The organism is Sphingobacterium sp. IITKGP-BTPF85 (assembly GCF_001006065.1).
GTDB classification, from domain to species: Bacteria; Bacteroidota; Bacteroidia; order Sphingobacteriales; family Sphingobacteriaceae; genus Sphingobacterium; species Sphingobacterium anhuiense.
The window spans coordinates 1-16936 of record NZ_ASZT02000120.1 but is presented as its reverse complement, the minus strand read 5'-3'; the positions used below and the strand labels follow the sequence as shown (position 1 = coordinate 16936).

21 protein-coding genes, 1 tRNA gene and 1 pseudogene are annotated in these 16936 nt (G+C 36.9%); 3 read left to right on the top strand and 20 right to left on the bottom strand.

Features of this window, described 5'->3' with window-relative positions:
• Positions 1-48 precede the first annotated feature (48 nt).
• Positions 49-614 (top strand): annotated as a pseudogene (locus L950_RS37470) (DUF1080 domain-containing protein).
• A gap of 159 nt (positions 615-773) precedes the next feature.
• Here the strand turns inward: L950_RS37470 and L950_RS19050 are convergent.
• The 14 genes from L950_RS19050 to xerD all read right to left on the bottom strand — a co-directional run bounded on the left by L950_RS19050 (position 774) and on the right by xerD (position 10805).
• Positions 774-1103, bottom strand: coding sequence for a DMT family transporter (locus L950_RS19050; RefSeq protein WP_021191785.1), 330 nt, complete (start codon positions 1101-1103; stop codon positions 774-776).
• 94 nt (positions 1104-1197) lie between these two features.
• Positions 1198-1404: a hypothetical protein gene (locus tag L950_RS27025; protein ID WP_021191784.1), complete on the bottom strand. Its 207-nt coding sequence runs from the start codon at positions 1402-1404 to the stop codon at positions 1198-1200.
• The gene (locus L950_RS19045) at positions 1380-1757 is read right to left on the bottom strand and encodes a Crp/Fnr family transcriptional regulator (protein ID WP_052764477.1); all 378 of its coding nucleotides are present in this window, start codon (positions 1755-1757) and stop codon (positions 1380-1382) included. Before L950_RS19045 ends, L950_RS27025 begins: the two co-directional genes overlap by 25 nt.
• 479 nt (positions 1758-2236) lie before the next feature.
• The gene (locus tag L950_RS19040) at positions 2237-2449 is read right to left on the bottom strand and encodes a hypothetical protein (RefSeq protein WP_021191783.1); all 213 of its coding nucleotides are present in this window, start codon (positions 2447-2449) and stop codon (positions 2237-2239) included.
• Positions 2450-2742: 293 nt separating this feature from the next.
• Positions 2743-3126, bottom strand: coding sequence for a siderophore-interacting protein (locus L950_RS19035; RefSeq protein WP_197086552.1), 384 nt, complete (start codon positions 3124-3126; stop codon positions 2743-2745).
• A gap of 144 nt (positions 3127-3270) precedes the next feature.
• Positions 3271-3516 (bottom strand): helix-turn-helix domain-containing protein, encoded by a 246-nt coding sequence (locus L950_RS34035; RefSeq protein WP_231577446.1) that lies wholly within the window; start codon positions 3514-3516, stop codon positions 3271-3273.
• A gap of 20 nt (positions 3517-3536) precedes the next feature.
• The gene (locus L950_RS19030; RefSeq protein ID WP_021191780.1) at positions 3537-4133 is read right to left on the bottom strand and encodes an AraC family ligand binding domain-containing protein; all 597 of its coding nucleotides are present in this window, start codon (positions 4131-4133) and stop codon (positions 3537-3539) included.
• Positions 4134-4230: 97 nt separating this feature from the next.
• Positions 4231-4839 carry an alpha-ketoglutarate-dependent dioxygenase AlkB family protein gene (locus L950_RS19025; protein WP_021191779.1) on the bottom strand — a complete coding sequence of 203 codons (609 nt, stop codon included), beginning with the start codon at positions 4837-4839 and terminating at the stop codon, positions 4231-4233.
• A gap of 29 nt (positions 4840-4868) precedes the next feature.
• On the bottom strand, positions 4869-5720 hold the full coding sequence (locus L950_RS19020; RefSeq protein ID WP_031289304.1) for a methylated-DNA--[protein]-cysteine S-methyltransferase: 852 nt from the start codon (positions 5718-5720) through the stop codon (positions 4869-4871).
• Between the two features lie 44 nt (positions 5721-5764).
• On the bottom strand, positions 5765-6268 hold the full coding sequence (locus L950_RS19015; RefSeq protein ID WP_021191777.1) for a GNAT family N-acetyltransferase: 504 nt from the start codon (positions 6266-6268) through the stop codon (positions 5765-5767).
• A gap of 370 nt (positions 6269-6638) precedes the next feature.
• A tRNA-Arg gene (locus L950_RS19010) sits at positions 6639-6710 on the bottom strand.
• A gap of 73 nt (positions 6711-6783) precedes the next feature.
• A complete protein-coding gene (locus L950_RS19005; RefSeq protein ID WP_021191776.1) occupies positions 6784-7323 on the bottom strand; it encodes a hypothetical protein in 540 nt (179 codons plus the stop codon).
• A 20-nt stretch (positions 7324-7343) separates the two neighbouring features.
• Positions 7344-9656: a TonB-dependent receptor gene (locus tag L950_RS19000; RefSeq protein ID WP_021191775.1), complete on the bottom strand. Its 2313-nt coding sequence runs from the start codon at positions 9654-9656 to the stop codon at positions 7344-7346.
• Between the two features lie 243 nt (positions 9657-9899).
• On the bottom strand, positions 9900-10805 hold the full coding sequence (xerD, locus tag L950_RS18995) for a site-specific tyrosine recombinase XerD (protein ID WP_021191774.1): 906 nt from the start codon (positions 10803-10805) through the stop codon (positions 9900-9902).
• An 88-nt stretch (positions 10806-10893) separates the two neighbouring features.
• On the opposite strand from xerD, the gene L950_RS18990 reads away from it, so the two are divergent.
• Positions 10894-13311 carry a M16 family metallopeptidase gene (locus L950_RS18990; protein ID WP_262507143.1) on the top strand — a complete coding sequence of 806 codons (2418 nt, stop codon included), beginning with the start codon at positions 10894-10896 and terminating at the stop codon, positions 13309-13311.
• Positions 13308-13748 carry a M16 family metallopeptidase gene (locus L950_RS35785; protein ID WP_262507142.1) on the top strand — a complete coding sequence of 147 codons (441 nt, stop codon included), beginning with the start codon at positions 13308-13310 and terminating at the stop codon, positions 13746-13748. Before L950_RS18990 ends, L950_RS35785 begins: the two co-directional genes overlap by 4 nt.
• Positions 13749-13827: 79 nt before the next feature.
• Here the strand turns inward: L950_RS35785 and L950_RS37465 are convergent, their stop codons facing one another.
• The 6 genes from L950_RS37465 to L950_RS18970 form a co-directional block, all read right to left on the bottom strand.
• Entirely contained in the window at positions 13828-13956 is a 129-nt protein-coding gene (locus L950_RS37465; protein ID WP_410528142.1) for a hypothetical protein, read from the bottom strand.
• Positions 13950-14288 carry a copper resistance protein NlpE gene (locus L950_RS18985; RefSeq protein WP_052764476.1) on the bottom strand — a complete coding sequence of 113 codons (339 nt, stop codon included), beginning with the start codon at positions 14286-14288 and terminating at the stop codon, positions 13950-13952. The genes L950_RS37465 and L950_RS18985 overlap by 7 nt, the downstream gene beginning before the upstream one ends.
• A 132-nt stretch (positions 14289-14420) precedes the next feature.
• The gene (locus tag L950_RS18980) at positions 14421-14708 is read right to left on the bottom strand and encodes a SelT/SelW/SelH family protein (protein WP_021191773.1); all 288 of its coding nucleotides are present in this window, start codon (positions 14706-14708) and stop codon (positions 14421-14423) included.
• 104 nt (positions 14709-14812) lie between these two features.
• Positions 14813-15022 carry a hypothetical protein gene (locus L950_RS34030; RefSeq protein WP_231577445.1) on the bottom strand — a complete coding sequence of 70 codons (210 nt, stop codon included), beginning with the start codon at positions 15020-15022 and terminating at the stop codon, positions 14813-14815.
• Positions 15019-15696 carry a 4,5-DOPA dioxygenase extradiol gene (ygiD, locus tag L950_RS18975; RefSeq protein WP_231577444.1) on the bottom strand — a complete coding sequence of 226 codons (678 nt, stop codon included), beginning with the start codon at positions 15694-15696 and terminating at the stop codon, positions 15019-15021. Before ygiD ends, L950_RS34030 begins: the two co-directional genes overlap by 4 nt.
• Positions 15697-15803: 107 nt before the next feature.
• A complete protein-coding gene (locus L950_RS18970) occupies positions 15804-16634 on the bottom strand; it encodes an AraC family transcriptional regulator (RefSeq protein WP_021191772.1) in 831 nt (276 codons plus the stop codon).
• Between the last annotated feature and the right edge of the window lie 302 nt (positions 16635-16936).

The following is a 16936-nucleotide window of genomic DNA, read 5'->3' as shown; positions in this document are numbered from 1 at the left end:
AAAAATGTATTTCAATTGAGTGACACAGAAAAGAAAGAAGGTTTTGAGGTGTTATTTGATGGTACAAACTTAGATAAGTGGACGAAGAATGATGGTTATGTAATCAATGATGAAGGATATTTTAGGGTGGTGCCAGACGCTAAATTCGGCGGTAATCTTTATACAAAAGAAGAGTATGGAGATTTCATCTATCGTTTTGATTTCAAATTGACAGAAGGTGCAAACAATGGTGTGGGGGTAAGAGCTCCTTTAGAGGGTGATGCCGCTTATGCTGGTATGGAAATCCAAGTGTTGGATAACACTGCAGATATCTATAAAGATTTGAAACCTTACCAATACCATGGTTCGGTGTATGGTGTTGTAACGGCAAAAAAGGATTTTTAAAGCCAGTAGGCGAGTGGAATACGGAAGAAATCGTTGTAAAGGGTAACCGTGTTAAAGTTACTTTGAATGGTACAGTGATTCTTGATGCTGATATTGCAGCGGCAAGCAAAAATGGTACTTTGGATGGTAAAGATCATCCCGGTTTAAAACGTACAACGGGTCATCTTGCCTTCTTAGGACATGGTTCGGAAGTATTCTTTAAAAATATCAGAGTAAAAAAATTGAAATAAGGGTTATACCTTTTCATTTTATAAGGTCCTTATTACTTTAAGTAATAAGGACCTTTTTTTAAAATTAAACCAAGAACGATGAGTAGTTTTCGGTAGCTCCATCGTGCCACTCAAGGTATATTTTATGGTTGAAAAAAAATATATTTCAAATGCTATCGCTTAATGTGAAGCAGCTTTTGAAAAGAAATTCATTATAATGACTCCGGCAACAATCAAAACAATACCAATCACTGCTGGAAGATCTAGTGATTGTTTGAAAATAACAACCGAGATAACAGTTGTTAAAACAATACCGATACCACCCCAAGCTGCATAAGCAATACTAAGAGGAATAAATTTAAGCGCCAGGGAAAGAAAATAAAAGCAAGCTATAAAGGCCAGAATAGTGACAATAGATAGAATTAACTTTGAAAACCCATTGGATACTTTTAAAAAACTACTGCCAAGTAATTCAAATGCAATAGCTAAGCCTAAAAATAAATATTTCATTTTTATATGATTAATAATCATATAAAGGAACGGTAGATTGAGATTGTTTTTTTGATATATATCAAATTCAGTTAAATTTCAATACAAACTATCATTATTTTTTTCGGATCCGGCTTAATGTTTCCTGAGTAATACCAAGATAAGAAGCGATATGTCCTAGCGAAATGCGTTGTGCCGCTGCGGTTTCATTCTTCAGCAGCGTATTGTAACGCTCTTCAGCAGATTCAGTCTGTAAAGAAATGGCACGCTCCTCTAATATTTTGCAATATTCTTCCGCTAATTTTCTCCCAATGGTTTCCATTTGATGATATTTTGATAAAGCTCATTCATATCTTCTCTGGAAATATAGTAAATAGAGGAATCTTCTAAAAACTGAATGCTCTCTAAAGAAGGAAGATTGAAGAAAAGAGGAATCACTGAACCTAAGATCATATTTTCGATACCAAACCAAACATTGATCTCCCGATCTTCTTTATTGTAAAATGCGCGCACAATTCCTTTTTCAATAACAAACATATTGGATACAACTTGACCCTGTTTAAGAAAAAAATCACCCTTTTGTTTGGTCATGAATTTAGTTCTCTTAATAAATTCTTCCTCAAGATCAGTATGAATTGGTCCGTATTTTTTTAGCTGTTGGATTAATAAATTCATATTTTCTGTATTACTTCCCTATAATATTAAAACTTGCAAGTGCCGGTTTTACCGCTTGCGTAAGAACGCATTGCAACATAAGGAGTATCTATAAAAGATAATCGTTTACAAAACAAACCATATGTTGTCATGAGGTTTTAAATATACCTATCGAAGTTGGAACTACCAATCTGCAAAGTGAATTTATTGATGTCATGTAAAGCACAAAATTCCGCATGTTTATTTGTGATTCGTAGATATTCTATCTTATTTCCAAAAATCATATACCTGCTAATTGCTAATTTTCATCAACTGATCTTACGATTTGATTCGTGACTCCGTTACATAAATCTTTGGTTTTAGAACAGCATACTGCTCGAACTATAACAATTTTATCGTTGCTGCAACAGAGAGCTTTATCCTGATAAAAAATCTAGATCAGTAACTAGCGTAAATATGTTGATATTTAGTTTAGCTACACGATTCCATATTTCATCTTGTTAGTAGGGAAGCTCTTCGCAGTGAAAGCCTTTATCCTGCAATAGTCCAATGATAGATTGTGGATTTTCCTTTAAAGTATCGATGCGTAAGATGCGATCGCAATCCTGTAGATCGAAATTCCATCTGCCCGGTGTGCAGTGTTCATTTAAACCATATTCTAAAATGAGAATGTCTTTTTCAGTTTCTACTGAGGTTTTAAATACATAAATCATGCAGTTTTTAATTTTAAATTTTTAATACAATCTGTTATAATCCTTTTTTTCCTTTTAGCCAATATCCTTGAGTAGTTATACGGTTTACACCGTTTCTTTTAAGGGCCTTTCGAAAAGCTTGAACGGAAGTGACATTGCCGACTAAAGTGTAGCTGGCATGAAGCCAGTTTTCATGATGAAAAATGGGAAGACCATCGACCCATTCTGCATCGGTAAACGATCCATTTTTGGAAAGATACTACAGTTTTCTAAGCCCAACAGCTCAGGAACTTCTCGATTTGCATCGTCTAGTTCTAGATAGAACTGGAAGGAATGATTGTTTTTTTGAGTGTGGGAAGTAGCGAACAGGCCAATCCGAGCGAAGTTTCATCGCCGAATAGTAACTGATGCTGAAATTTTGGGTTATACACCTTATGTCCCCTCGGGCTACTGATATAGAGATGATCACCAACGCTTAAAGTGTCTGCATAACTGCTTCCGGGACCATTATTGTGGATGTGAAAGATAATGTCCAGGATACCCAGTTGCATATCATGATAGGCAATCGTATAATTTCGGTATTCGATTTCGTTTACACGGATCACACTCGCATAGCCAATCTGGAAATTCATTTTGGCAAGGTCGCTCTGAAAACGCACCTTTTTAAGATGGGGGCTGAGGTAAGTGGTGCCGATCACTTCAGCACGCTGGCCAACGAGACTTTCTAGTATGCCGCCTGCCCATTTGGGTAGTGTTGATATCATGGTATTGCTTTTTTGTTCATGACAAAGAAACAGCTAATTTCTAACGCAAACAATGGAGCAAAGGAAGAGGGTATTGGACTAATCGCGGTTTTTGTTCCGAAAGGATAGTGCAGACATTCCGGTGACTTTGCTGAATAATCTCGAGAAGTAGGGGTAATCCTCAAAACCTAAGGCATCGGCGATTTCTTTTACTGACTTGTCAGAATGATAAAGCAGACGTTTAGCTTCTAAAATGATACGCTGTTGGATATGATAGGACACAGGGTAGCCGGTGACGTCTTTGACACATTCATTCAGATAGGGGGTAGAGATATTGAGACGCATAGCATATGCGGCGGGTCTTTTTATAGCGAGAAGTCACGTTGCAGGGTAGCCTTAAATGTTTTTGTGATAATCTCAGATCGTGAAAGTTTGTCGACAGGTATAGCGCCCTCGAGGTACATCGAAGTCAAGAGCCCAATCAATGTATTGCAGCTGTCTTTTAGCAAGGATTGATGTAACTGCTTTTGTTTACGGTCGGATAATGTAATGCATAAAGAAACGCTAGTTTCCAAAATAGAAAATATTTCCTCAGAAAGTCGAAGCGGTTTTAATGGTGTCATTTCTTCCAGCAATTGCAGATATTCTGGATTTATATGTTCACTATTAATCCCCAAAAAACTGCCACCTACTTTTTTCATCGCCACAATGCGATGTACTTGATGTGGGTGAATATAGAGGATGGAGTAGGGGGTTATCGTATATTGCTGAAAATCAATTTCGATTTCGGTGGTGCCATTTTCCAACAAAAAGAAGGAGTGATAGTCATCCCGATGTGATCGTCTTGCATCATCCAGATTCATGAGGTCCTGCTCATCGAAAGATGCTTTGGCTATAATAATTCCCGAACTGAAAGCATCAGTCATTGTTTTAATAGGAATGGAACTGTTTTTCTTACGCATAATGCTAACGACTATATCTTAAAAGCTGAGCACAGCACACGCTGTTTGGTATAAAAATTTATAAAAAATAGAAACACACAATTGAAATAACGGTATTTTATTCGACAATTGTTCTAAAAGTGAGATTAATCCTTGGAGAGTGAATCTTTTTAGTAGGTGGCAGTCGATGTAGCCAATGGGATTGCGTCTCATCTTTCATGACCAATAAGCTGCCATGTTCTAAGATCAATCCTACATTTTCTTTCGTTTGTTTATGCTTAAAAGCAAATTTACGGACAGCCCCAAAACTCAATGATCCGATAGCACCATTTTGCTTTAAATCTTTTTCGCCATCACTGTGCCATGCCATACCCTCATCCCCGTTATGGTAGAGATTTAATAAGCAAGAATTGAACGTTTCTCCCGTTGTTCTTTCAACTATTTCTTTTAATTCCAATAATTCTATTGACCATGGAAGAGCATGCTTGGTTGTATTGGAATAGGTATACTCAAAAGGTTTCTCACCGTACCAAGCGACTTTTCTTTTCGTTAATATATGTTTACCAAAAATAACGGCTTCATCGTTACGCCATTCGATGGCTGTCAATAGTTTTTCATAAAAGTAATCTGCACGTTCCTGTCCCAGTACTTTCCCATAATAATGTACTGTTCCGTCCTTTGGAAGCCAATTTTTCGTACTATCAATCGGATATTCAAATAATTCCATACATAATGTTTAAATGGTGGTGCTTCGTATTATAATTCCTGCTGTGTTTTTGCACTTTCCCATCCTATAATTGCTGTTTTTCGAGTTGGTCCCCACATGTATCCTCCTGTTATGCCAGAAGATTGGATAATGCGGTGGCAGGGAATAAGAAATGCAATGGGGTTACTGCCTACAGCTGTGCCAACTGCTCTAGCTGCTTTTGGATTTCCGATCTGTTCCGCTATTGTTCCATATGTAGCCAGTTTCCCCATGGGAATTTTGAGTAAACTCTCCCACACACGCAATTGAAAGTCGGTGCCTTTGAGATGTAATTTAATCTGTGAAAGAGCAGACCAATCGTTTTGAAAAATGGAGAGGGCATTTTGTTGCAGATCGTCATCCCGTTGCTGAAATAGGGCATTTGGAAACTTAGCCTGTAAATCGGTGAAAGCTTTTGCTTCATTACTTTCAAATGCGATATAGCATACTCCTTTGGCTGTAGATGCAATAATTATTGGGCCAAAAGGACTGTCTGCATAACGGTAATTGATCTTGAGAAATTGACCTCCATTTTTATATTCAGCAGGAGTCATACCTTCGATATTGATAAATAGATCATGTAAACGGCTGCTGCTCGAAAGTCCGGTATGGTATGCGGCATCAAAGAGTGTAAGTTCTTTGTTGTCATCAAGCAGTTTCTTGGCATATTGCAAACTGATGTACTGTAAAAATTTTTTAGGACTTGTACCTGCCCAATCAGTAAAGAGCCGTTGAAAATGAGCGGGGCTTAAATGAATTTTTTCAGCGACTTCATCCAAGTTTGGCTGTTCCTTAAAATGATTTTGAATATATTCGATAGCTGAAGCTATTCGATTGTAGTTGAGATTTGATTGTGTTTCCATTTTCATTTTAATTTATACCCAAATTTCATCATGATTGTCGCTGTTTACAATCCGAAACATGCGGAGTTTTGATTAGGCGTGATCATTTTAACCATTTTGTAATTGATAAATGGTACATTTTTTAAAATCACTTCCTGCTCCTTTACGGTTGTAAATCCCATTTTTATAAAAAATGGTTTTGCCGTCTTGCTTACATCTGCCGTTAAACGATCGGTGTTCTGTCGCCTTGCCTCTGCTTCTATATATTGGTAGAGCTGGGATGCTATTTTTTGATCCTGGTAATCTTTATGAACAAAAAATAAATCAATATAACGACCTTCAGCTAAGGTGCAAAAGCCGACAGTACTGTTGTTTAACGTTGCTATGAGTACATACTGCTCCGTTAAGATCTGAGTCCATCGTTGCATATTCTCACTGCTGGAGCTCCAAACCGCTACCTGCTCTGCGCTATAATCTTGGATGCAAATGCGCTTAATAGTATCGACAAACAGTTCCTGCAGGGAAACAATATCATGAAGGGTGCCAAATCTAAACGTAATTTTTTCCAAAATATACTGGTATAATGTTTTTTCTTTGATTGTATGGGCTACTAATGACCATTCTTTTTATTGATATGATGTACTGCTGATTGATGAGTCAAACTTAATAATATTGTCTTTTATATCCAAAGTACTGGCTTGACAATTCATGTTCATTGCGCAAATTGCTTTACTATTATTTGCAATAGGCAGTGATTTTAGATTTCTTGAGGATGAGGTTTTTTAGTTTTAGTCACAAAAAAATATCAGGATGCTGCTGTGGGCTGTTTCACCGTAATATAGGATTTTCCTAAAGATGCTGCATGCAATGAAATGGGGAATATGTGCGTTAGAAATTATAAAAAAGCAGCGTTTAATATTATTAAACGCTGCTTTTGTGTGTCCCCGAAGGGAGTCGAACCCATATCAACAGAACCGGAATCTGCAATTTTATCCATTAAACTACAGGGACATGCCAGCAAAGATATACTATTTCATGAAAAATGAAAATAGCTAAATGCAATCTCTTGCCAACATCCTCATCTTTAGTCAATAAGATTTAAAGTTACATTTACTGAAATGTCTGGAGTACCGCCACCAATGCTTTGGTAGCTTGAATTGTTCCAGTCTGCTGCGGTAACCTTCGTTTTATTTAGACCGTGCATCAAGACAATTTTCATTGGAATAGCACTTGCTTTGTCTAATACTTTCCAGTTGCTTTTTAAACCTACCTGTTGATCTAAATACGTAAAGGTGATCTGCTCCTTTGTAGGGCCTACGAAGAAAAACTGATGCTCATCGGCATCGTCAGAAATTTCCTGTTGTACCTCATGTCCATCAAAATCTTTTAATTTGATATCTAAATCATAGTTGCCTTTTTTTAAGTTTAACGACTGTGGTTTTGTATCGGTAGCATCGATGATAACTTCGACTTTGGCATTTGTTGTTTTTTCTGTAAAACTTAAAGTCATGGTTTTCATTTCTTCATTATCATGTTCGTGGACAGGATCGTCTTTTTTACATGAGTTGAAAAGGAGAACTGCTGCGATCAGTACTAATTTGCTGCTGTTAATGATTTTTTTCATGATAGCTGTATTTGTTATGATTAGAATGTGTAATTAATTGTCAACTGTATATTTCGGCCTACACCATGACTGTAATAACGGAATAGATCTGTGTAAGATTTGTAGGTGCTATTGAATATGTTTTCTACCAAAAGGCGAGTTTGCAATTTATTGTTGCCAATAAGAGAGCCTAAACTAATGGAACCATTGATAAGCTGATACGCCGATGGTGCGGGGGCCATCTCCATACTTGCTGTTGTTAAAAACTGTTTGGCATAGATTTCTTGACCTAAGGCAAATTTCACGTCATGCATCCAGTTCGTCTTGCCCTTTGTTGTAAAAGCGATTTCATGTGTATACGATAGGGGCGGAATAAGAGGCAGATAGTTTTTTTCATCTAGGTTACGGGCGTAGATAAATGATGTGTTTGCACTGTAATCTAAATGTTCACTGATGGCATATTTTCCCTGTACATCAATTCCGGCCAATAATGCATTGTTTTGACTATACTGCCAGATCGGAAATGTACCTGAAAGATTTTGTACGTATTCTTCGGTCGGTTTTACGTAAATGTAATTATTGATGTAGTTAGCATAGATGTCAATGTTTAAGAAATTTTTCTGCTCATGGATATTTAAACTGGTGATCCACTTTAATCCTTTCTCTGCTTTTAATGCTGCATCTCCTCTTTCATAGCGTGCTGTACTTTGGTGTACGTTTTGGCTGTACAGTTCTTGTGCAGATGGAGCTCTCCAAGCAAGTCCTAAGTTTGATTTAAGAGTCATATGGTTGTCGACAGTATAGGATAAACCGAGGTTGGTCGACAAGTTATGAAACTGATTGTCGCCACCATAAGCTTTACCATAAAAGTCATACCCTGCAGCATCGAAATTCTTAAAATCATAACGAGCTCCTAATTCGTAGGCCAATCGGTCTTTTTGCCATTGATATATACCGTATGCTCCGATATTAAAGGCATTGTAATTAGGAATTAATGGGGTATTAAAAGTCCCAGCAATATTATTGTTAACTTGTGTCTGCCCCTGAAGGCCTGTGATAAATTTTTGATTTAAGCCCTCAATAGTATAAGATGCATCAAGTGCATGTGTCCGTAAAACCATATCCATGCTTGGAATTGCGCTACGGCCTGCACGTCTTTTATCATATTCCTGCCGGTGGTTATTCTGGTAAGCATATTTTATGGATAAGGTTTTAGCATCGCTCAAGCGCTGGCTGTAAGCAAACTGAAATACCTCGTGTTTAACCTCTTGACGGGGAGCATCAATTTGGTATGAGAATCCGAAGAGTTCGCTGGGATACGGTCTCCCATAGGCTAGACGTTCCTGAAAAGAAGTAATATCGCCGATATGAGTAGAAGATAAAATGCCCGCTTCATTGTGATATTGTTTATAGGAAGCTTCAAAATTAGCGTCTTTGTATTGATAATTTACTGCAGCATTTAGGTTGTAAATGCGCTGCCCCGTATTGTTCAGATAATAATCGGGAGTTTTTCGATTACCACTTTTGCTGTAGTTTCCATTGAAAGACCATTTCAGTCCCGCTATGGGAGTGATGCCCTCCAGGTTTAATGCGCTTTGCATACCTCTGCCATTTGTGAAACCGTTTAGACTAACTTGCCCTCTAAGACTATCAATTTTATTCCAGGGCTTAGTGGAAAGCAGAATTGCTCCACCTAATGCTTCACCACCATAACGTAAGCTTTCTGCTCCCTTTACGACCGTAATCGCATTCGCCGCGTACACATCCATTTCTGGAGCATGGTCATTACCCCATTGCTGACTTTCGAGTTTCATACCATCATTAAGTATCGCCAAGCGATTGCCATAAAGACCGTTAATAATGGGCTTATTGATGGTAGATCCGGTCTGTAGGAGATGGACTCCGGAGATGTTTTTTAAAACTTCTGCTAGCGAACGGTTTCTATTTTCAGTTAAAGCTGTCGCATTGACCTGTTGTGCAATCTGTGTTTTGGCGGCAACCTGATAACCGTAAACCTGTGTCTCGGCGAGTCTCTTAACGTCTTTTTTTAGTCTTATCAGTACGGGACGGTCATTTTTCACATAAGTAGTGTCATTTTCGTAGCCAACGAGTGAAGTCACTAATTTTATCGGGAAGTTCTGTTCAGTACTAAATTGAAATTCACCCGAAAAGTTGGAAGTTATCGCTTTCTTATGTCCTTCGTAGTGAAGGTTAGCTCCATGAATGGGACTGGTGTTTTCTAGCGCAATGATCTTTCCGCTTATTTGTCTTTTTTGTGCAAATAGGCTGTATGAAGGCCATAATGAGATGAATACGGGTGCCAATATAGAGATGACGCTGAACTGTTTTGTCATGCTTAAATTAAATTACGCCTCAAAAATACAACATTGTTGCATTAAATTAAAATAATAATGCAACAATGTTGTATATAATTTAAAAAGTCATGGTTTATACCGTTTTATAGTACAAATGGATTACCCCTTTATTTTTTGAACCGTGGAGATTGGTCCAAATAATTAAAGTGGTACAGGTATCAACTAACGAATAAGTTAACTGTAAAAAATTAGGGTTGTGATTTTAGAGTTGTAAATATCCTTTTAGGAACGGGGATGATATTGGGTAATCACGCTCTGTAGATAATCGCGGTCGATATGGGTGTAGATTTCTGTAGTTGTGATACTTTCGTGCCCCAGCATATCTTGTACGGCGCGTAAATCTGCCCCACCTTCCACAAGATGAGAAGCAAAGCTATGTCTAAAAGTGTGCGGGCTAATGTTTTTTTGAAGACCAATTTTTGTAGCCAGCTCTTTTATGACAATAAATACCATAACACGAGATAAAGCAGCTCCACGCTTATTTAGAAAGACAAAATCTTCCTGCCCCGACTTGACTTTAATGTGCGGTCGGACTTCATTGATATAAATTTTCAAGTATTTAATGGCTTGGCTCCCGATTGGAATCAGACGTTCTTTATTACCCTTTCCTTCAACTTTGATAAATTCTACGTCTAAGTAAAGATTTGATAGTTTAAGACCTACCAGCTCCGAGACTCGAAGTCCACATCCATACAACACTTCCAGAATTGTTTTGTTGCGCATACCTTCGGGAGTTGATAAGTCGATGGCATTGATAAGTTGATCGATTTCTTGGATGTTAAGCACACTAGGTATCTTTCGTGCAATTCGAGGGGCTTGAATTAATTCGACTGGATTATTTTCCCAATCGTATTCCAAGAGTAGGAAATTATAAAATGTTTTAAGTCCTGACAATAGGCGTGACTGCGTGAAGGGAGAAATACCGAATCCATTTATCCAGATCAGGAAGCGCTGTATATCCTTACTGGTTATTTGTTGCAATGTCAATTTATTTTCTTCACTGTATACTTCCAGTTTGGAAACATCATTGAGGTAAGCTTCAATAGAATTATCGGACAGACCGCGTTCAAATTTCAAAAAACGGCCGAATTCTCGTTTTAAAAGCAACCAATTATTTTCTTCCTTCATGCATAACAAAAATACAATAGATTAATTGTACTTTCGAACATTAATTTTATAAAACAACTAAATTAAAAACTTAAGGTAAATCAAAAACATGAGATTTATTAAACCAATTGCATTAACATTTTTGTTGCCAACTCTTTATTGTACAACCCCTAGTACTGCGGCAACATCACTTCGTGCTGAAGCGAGAGCAATTTTAGCACAAGACACCGTTAGTTGGAATCAAAAACTTCCTTTTGACAATGAGGTGCTTACAGGTAAACTTAAAAATGGTTTCACTTACTACATCCGTCGGAATGTAGAACCAGAAAAAAGGGTTACGATGTATTTAGCAAACAAAGTAGGTTCTATATTAGAAACAGATGACCAATTAGGCTTGGCTCACTTTTTAGAACACATGAACTTTAATGGTCTAAAACACTTTCCTAAAAACGAGTTGGTCAATTACCTACAAAAAGCTGGTGTTCGTTTTGGCTCCGATTTGAATGCTTATACCGGATTTGATGAAACGGTTTATCAGTTGCCCATTCCATCTGATGATCCTGAACTGTTGAAAAATGGTTTACAGGTGATGCGCGACTGGGCACAAGATGCATTGCTTGCTGATGATGAGATTGATAAAGAACGCGGTATTGTGATGCAGGAAATGCGTGGCGGACGTGGTGTAGGTCAACGTTTGCAGGATCAATATTTTCCAATTGTTTTAAATGGATCTCGCTATTCTAAACGTTTACCGATCGGAACAGAAAAAATTATTACAACTTTCAAACCGGAGACGATCCGGAAATTTCATCAAGACTGGTACAGACCGGACTTACAGTCTATCATCATTGTTGGTGATATCGACGTGAAAGATATGGAAGCTCGAGTTAAAGCCTTATTTTCGGATTTAAAAGCTCCTGCTAAAAAGCTGGAACGTACCAAGTATAATGTTGATTTATTGAATAAAAATCAATTTATTGCCATTACAGATCCTGAACTTCCTTATACAGTTGCTCAGATTATGATCAAAAGTAAAGAGGAAAAAACAGTGACCGTAAAAGATTATCGCAAACAGTTACTGATTTCGGCATTTAACTCGATCGTTGCCGATCGTTTTTCTGAAATCATGCAACAGGCAGATGCTCCTTTTATGCAAGCTGGAGGCAGTATATCTGGTTTCATTGCCGGATTAGATGTGTTTTCGTTGATGGTAGTTCCTAAACCAAACCAATTGGAAGTAGGATTTAAAAAGATGATGACAGAATTTGAGCGCATCCAAAAATTTGGATTTACACAGTCTGAATTGGATAGAGCCATCGTTTCAATGAATAAAGGTAATGAGACTGCTTATATAGAAAAGAGCAAGAAAAAATCGGATAGTTATGTGGGTCGTTATTTGAATAACTTCTTAAAAGATGATGCCGCATTAAGTAACGATGATAGTTATAAAATAACAAAACAGCTATTACCAACATTGACCTTGAAAGAAGTTAATGCACTGATTTCAAAATATTATACTGATCTGAACCGTGATATCATCATCATGGGGCCGGAGAAAGATAAAGCTACTTTACCTGCTGAACAAACAGTCAATAATTGGATAAAGGAAGTGGAGTCTCAGAACTTAACAGCTTATGAGGATAAGGTTTCTAAATTGCCATTATTATCGAAGGAACCTGTTAAAGGATCTGTTGTTTCCAATAAGGAATTAAAAGAGATCAATGTAAAAGAATTGACCTTAAGCAATGGTGTCAAAGTAATCTTGAAACCTACCAATTTCAAGAATGATGAAATACGTATCTCAGCTTTTAGTCCAGGTGGTTCTTCTTTATATCCAGATGCAGATTATTATTCAGCGAGTAATGCTGCGGGTCTAGTGGATGCGAGTGGTGTGGGTCAATTGAATAATGTTGAATTACAAAAGTATCTCACAGGTAAAAATATCGGGATCACACCGTATATTTCAGAAAGATATGAAGGAATCTATGGAAGTTCGGACAAAGAAGGTTTAAAAAATGCTTTTGAATTGATTTATGGCTATTTTACTGAACCTCGTCTGGATCAGGATGTTTACCAAAGTATCATCGCCCGTTCTGTAGGAAGTTTAGAAAATAGAGATAGTGATCCGTCAAATGTTTTCTCCGATAAAGTGAAAGAAACGCTTTATGGGGATAATATCCGCAGAAAAAATGCGACTGCCGATTTAGTGAAAACTATTGACAAAGATCGAGCTTTTCAAATTTATAAAGAGCGATTTGCTGATGCTTCGGACTTCACCTTTACCATCGTAGGTTCTTTTACTGAAGAAGAAATTAAACCTTATTTAGAAAATTACTTAGCGGCCTTGCCGAATCTTGGACGTAAAGAGTCTTATAAAGATTTAGGTATAGTAGAACCAGCTCAAGGAAAGCGTGTTGTTGTTCATAAAGGGAAAGAGGATAAAGCTTCTGTACAATTAGCTTATTATGGTGATTATACTTATTCGGAAAGCGAAAATATCAATATGGAAGCCTTAGAAGTATCTTGACCATTAAATTATTAGAACGTCTTCGTGAAGCCGAAAGCGGGGTTTACAGTGTGGGCGCTTCTGCTAATTACGGCAAGTTGCCACGTCAACGCTATAGTTTTGGTATCGGCTTTGGCACGGCTCCGGATAAAGTGGATGTGCTGATAAAATCTGCTGTAGATGAAGTCTCTAAAATTAAGAAAAGTGGACCTGTAAAAGAGGATATTGATAAATTTGTTATTGAACAAAAGCGTCAATTAGAGCTACAGCTTAAAGAGAATGGATTTTGGGTTAGCTATCTATCAGGATCTTATCAAAATCAAGAGGATGTAACGGAAATCTTGAGAAAATTAGATGACCTGAGTAAAGTGTCTGTAGAAAGTGTAAAAGCTGTCGCTGATAAATATTTAAAAGAAGACCGCATGTTTGAATTTATTTTGTTACCAGATGCAAAATAGATCTTAAAGTCTAAAAAAGAAAGCTCCTGAATACTATTCAGGAGCTTTTTTTATGTCATATGACGCTGATGATCAGCATCTATTTTATCTTTTTGAAGTTATAGAATTCTTCTAATTCTCCTTTAATTTCTTTACCTTCCATATCTAATTTCTTCATCATACCTTCACCGACTTTATATTTGCTTTCGCCATCTTTCTCCTTTAAAATAATCGAGCCGCCGTCTGGAGTCCATGTGAACGTACCAGTTCTTTAAAAGGTCCACCTTTTTCAAGATACTGTTCTGATTTTTCAAAAGTTCCATCCATATTTAAGGTTAAGATAACATGAATGCCCGAACAGTCTGCACATGGAAGAGTTCCTTCGTAGGTTCCAGCCCAATCAACAGAGTTTTGTGTATTATGCTCATCGTGAAATGCCGTATCTTGTTTAGTAGCAACTGTACTGCTGTCTTGTGCTATTTTTTCTTTTGTTTGTGTTGGATTTTGGCAAGATGTAAATGAAGCAGTAATTACGAATAAGCCTATGAAGATTTTTTTCATTATAATATGTTTTATTTCTAAAAACGTGATGTGTTAATGTATGTACTTTTGCAATTTTTGTATTGTTTTAATAGCTAAAACAATACTGTTCGTTTATAGTTTTTGTAATATACTTAAAAATGCAAAATATAACTATTTCTTTTCAGAGTGACCTAAATCTTTATCCGGGTTAATGTGATCTCTTATCAACTGTTTTAATTCCTTTATTTCAGGAAACCTTCCCATTTCTTTACGGTCAAATATGGGTTGCTGATCGATTGAAATGGAGTATTTACCCGCTATTTCACTCGGAATCAGTAAGACACCATGAATATCTTCTGTAAAAGTGCTTAAAATTTCTTGCGCCATATAGGCCGCGCGTAACATCCAGTTACATTTCGGACAGTATTCAACTGAAATTGTAGGTTTTGATATATCCATCTTTCTATATAGCTTATATGGCGAATATAAGGGATTTATTTTTATATTCTTAAACTGTGCTATTACTATTTACTGTGCAGCAATACGGATAATTGTCGTGTTTATCAGCCAATTTTGAATGAAGTCATGGCAAGAGATCCTCCTATAGAGTTGTCGTTAAACAGCAGTAAATCATCTTGTCTATCTTTTAGTGCCAGGCTGTAGATCATGGGAAGATAATGTTCCGGTGTCGGAATAGCTAAATCAAATGCTTTTCCCTGATTCCGGAAGTCGATCAAAGCTTTGTGATTACCATCTAAAATGTAATTTTTCATTTTTTCTTTTGCTTCCTGAGCCAGTCCCATGCAAATCCCGCCTCATTTAATTTATCCCAGGCTACCATACGTAGGTTGTGGACCATATTGCCACTGCCTATTATCAATACACCTTTATGACGTAAGGAAGCTAATTCCTGTGCTAATTCATAATGGTAAGACGCAGGTTGCGTATAATCGATACTCATTTGAATAACCGGAACCTCAGCATCTGGGTATAGATGCTTGACAACAGACCATGCCCCGTGGTCAAGACCCCATTTATCATCCAATAATACATCAGTTTTTGTGATGATTCTTTTTGTTTCCTGTGCAAGTTCAGGGCTTCCGGGAGCTGGATACTGTACATCAAATAATGCTTGAGGAAATCCGCCAAAATCATGAATTGTCGGAGGATTATCCATTGCAGTAACGAATGTACCACGCGTTTCCCAGTGCGCTGAAATAACTAATATTGCTTTTGGTTTTTGAAAAGTCTTACCGATATTTCGGAATCCGTCCACAAATTCATTTTCTTCGATCGCATTCATAGGACTTCCATGTCCCAAAAATAACACGGGAAACTTCTCGGTTGCTTCAAAATTTTTAGATAAGTTGCGTAAGGAGTTTACTTTTAAAGCAGCTCCTGTTAAAGGTGATACAGCCATGGCGGTTATAAATTTTTTTCGATTCATGCTATTAACTCCTGATGATATATTATTGTTGACAGCTTTTTAATAGTTAAACAAATATCGGAAGTATAATAGGAGGATAGGTATTGTTTTTTGGTAATAATGTTGTACTATTTGGAAATGATCGCTTTTATATCAGTCCTAAATTCTGTAGGCGTCTGCCCCGACTTTCGCTTAAAAACATTTGTAAAGTAGGCTTTATCACTGTATCCTAATTCAAATCCAATTTCCGAAATTGTTTTATCGGTATTCATCAACAAATTTTTAGCTTCTATCAATTTTCTGGTTTCAATAATTTCGGAAACACTTTGCTGTAATATTTGATGACAGATCATATTAAGATCACGTGCACTCATAAAGAGTTTTTCCGCATAAAAATTTACGGATTCTGGGCGACGATAATTTTCTTCTAATATGGTTAAAAAGTTTTTAAATGTTATACTAGAAGTCGATGAGTAGGGTAGGCCTTCTGGAAACTGTTTCCGATATTCGGATTCGATCATCGTAAATAAGGTGCTTAATAATTGTCGGACGATACCCAAATCACTTTGTGTTTCGTGCATTTCGTCGGCTATCATTTGAGCTATATGAACTATCCTTTGAAAACAAGCGGATGGAGTGATCCTAAATGTAGCTTGGTCATGAAAATGATTGTACAGTTGAAAAGTCGTTTCGGCAATAAATTCACTTTTGAATCGCAATACCCAAAATAGACATTTTCCTGCTTTTAGCTTAGGTTTTACGCGATGTGTTTTTCCTTTGGTAACAAAACTTATAAAGGGTGCTGCATAAGTTTCGGATTTAAAATCAATAAAATGTTCTAATTCTCCTTCAATACCAATAATTAACTCTTCGAAATCATGGTGATGAACATTATTTTCGCTTTGGGCGATGCGGTTTGCTTCAGCTACATCGACTTGATATATTTTGAAAATTTCCATCAAAACTTTTTTGATTTCTTGTTGATTTTAAAGTTATAAAAAAAATGCAAAACCTTTGTTATATATCGGTTTATTTCACTTTTGTGTATTAGGCATAGTGGTCTTCAATACCATGATAGTGAGTATGTGAAAAATCAGCTTTATAGTAAGCAAGAGATGGGCGAGGTGCTTACAGCAATTGGACCTAATAATAGGGATTGGATTTGTGTTCGTCAGTATAATGATAAAGCAGCTCTTTAAACCAATTGAATCTGGAGAAAACTGCTGTTGTTAGCAGGGTTATACCATGTTATAAGCAACTA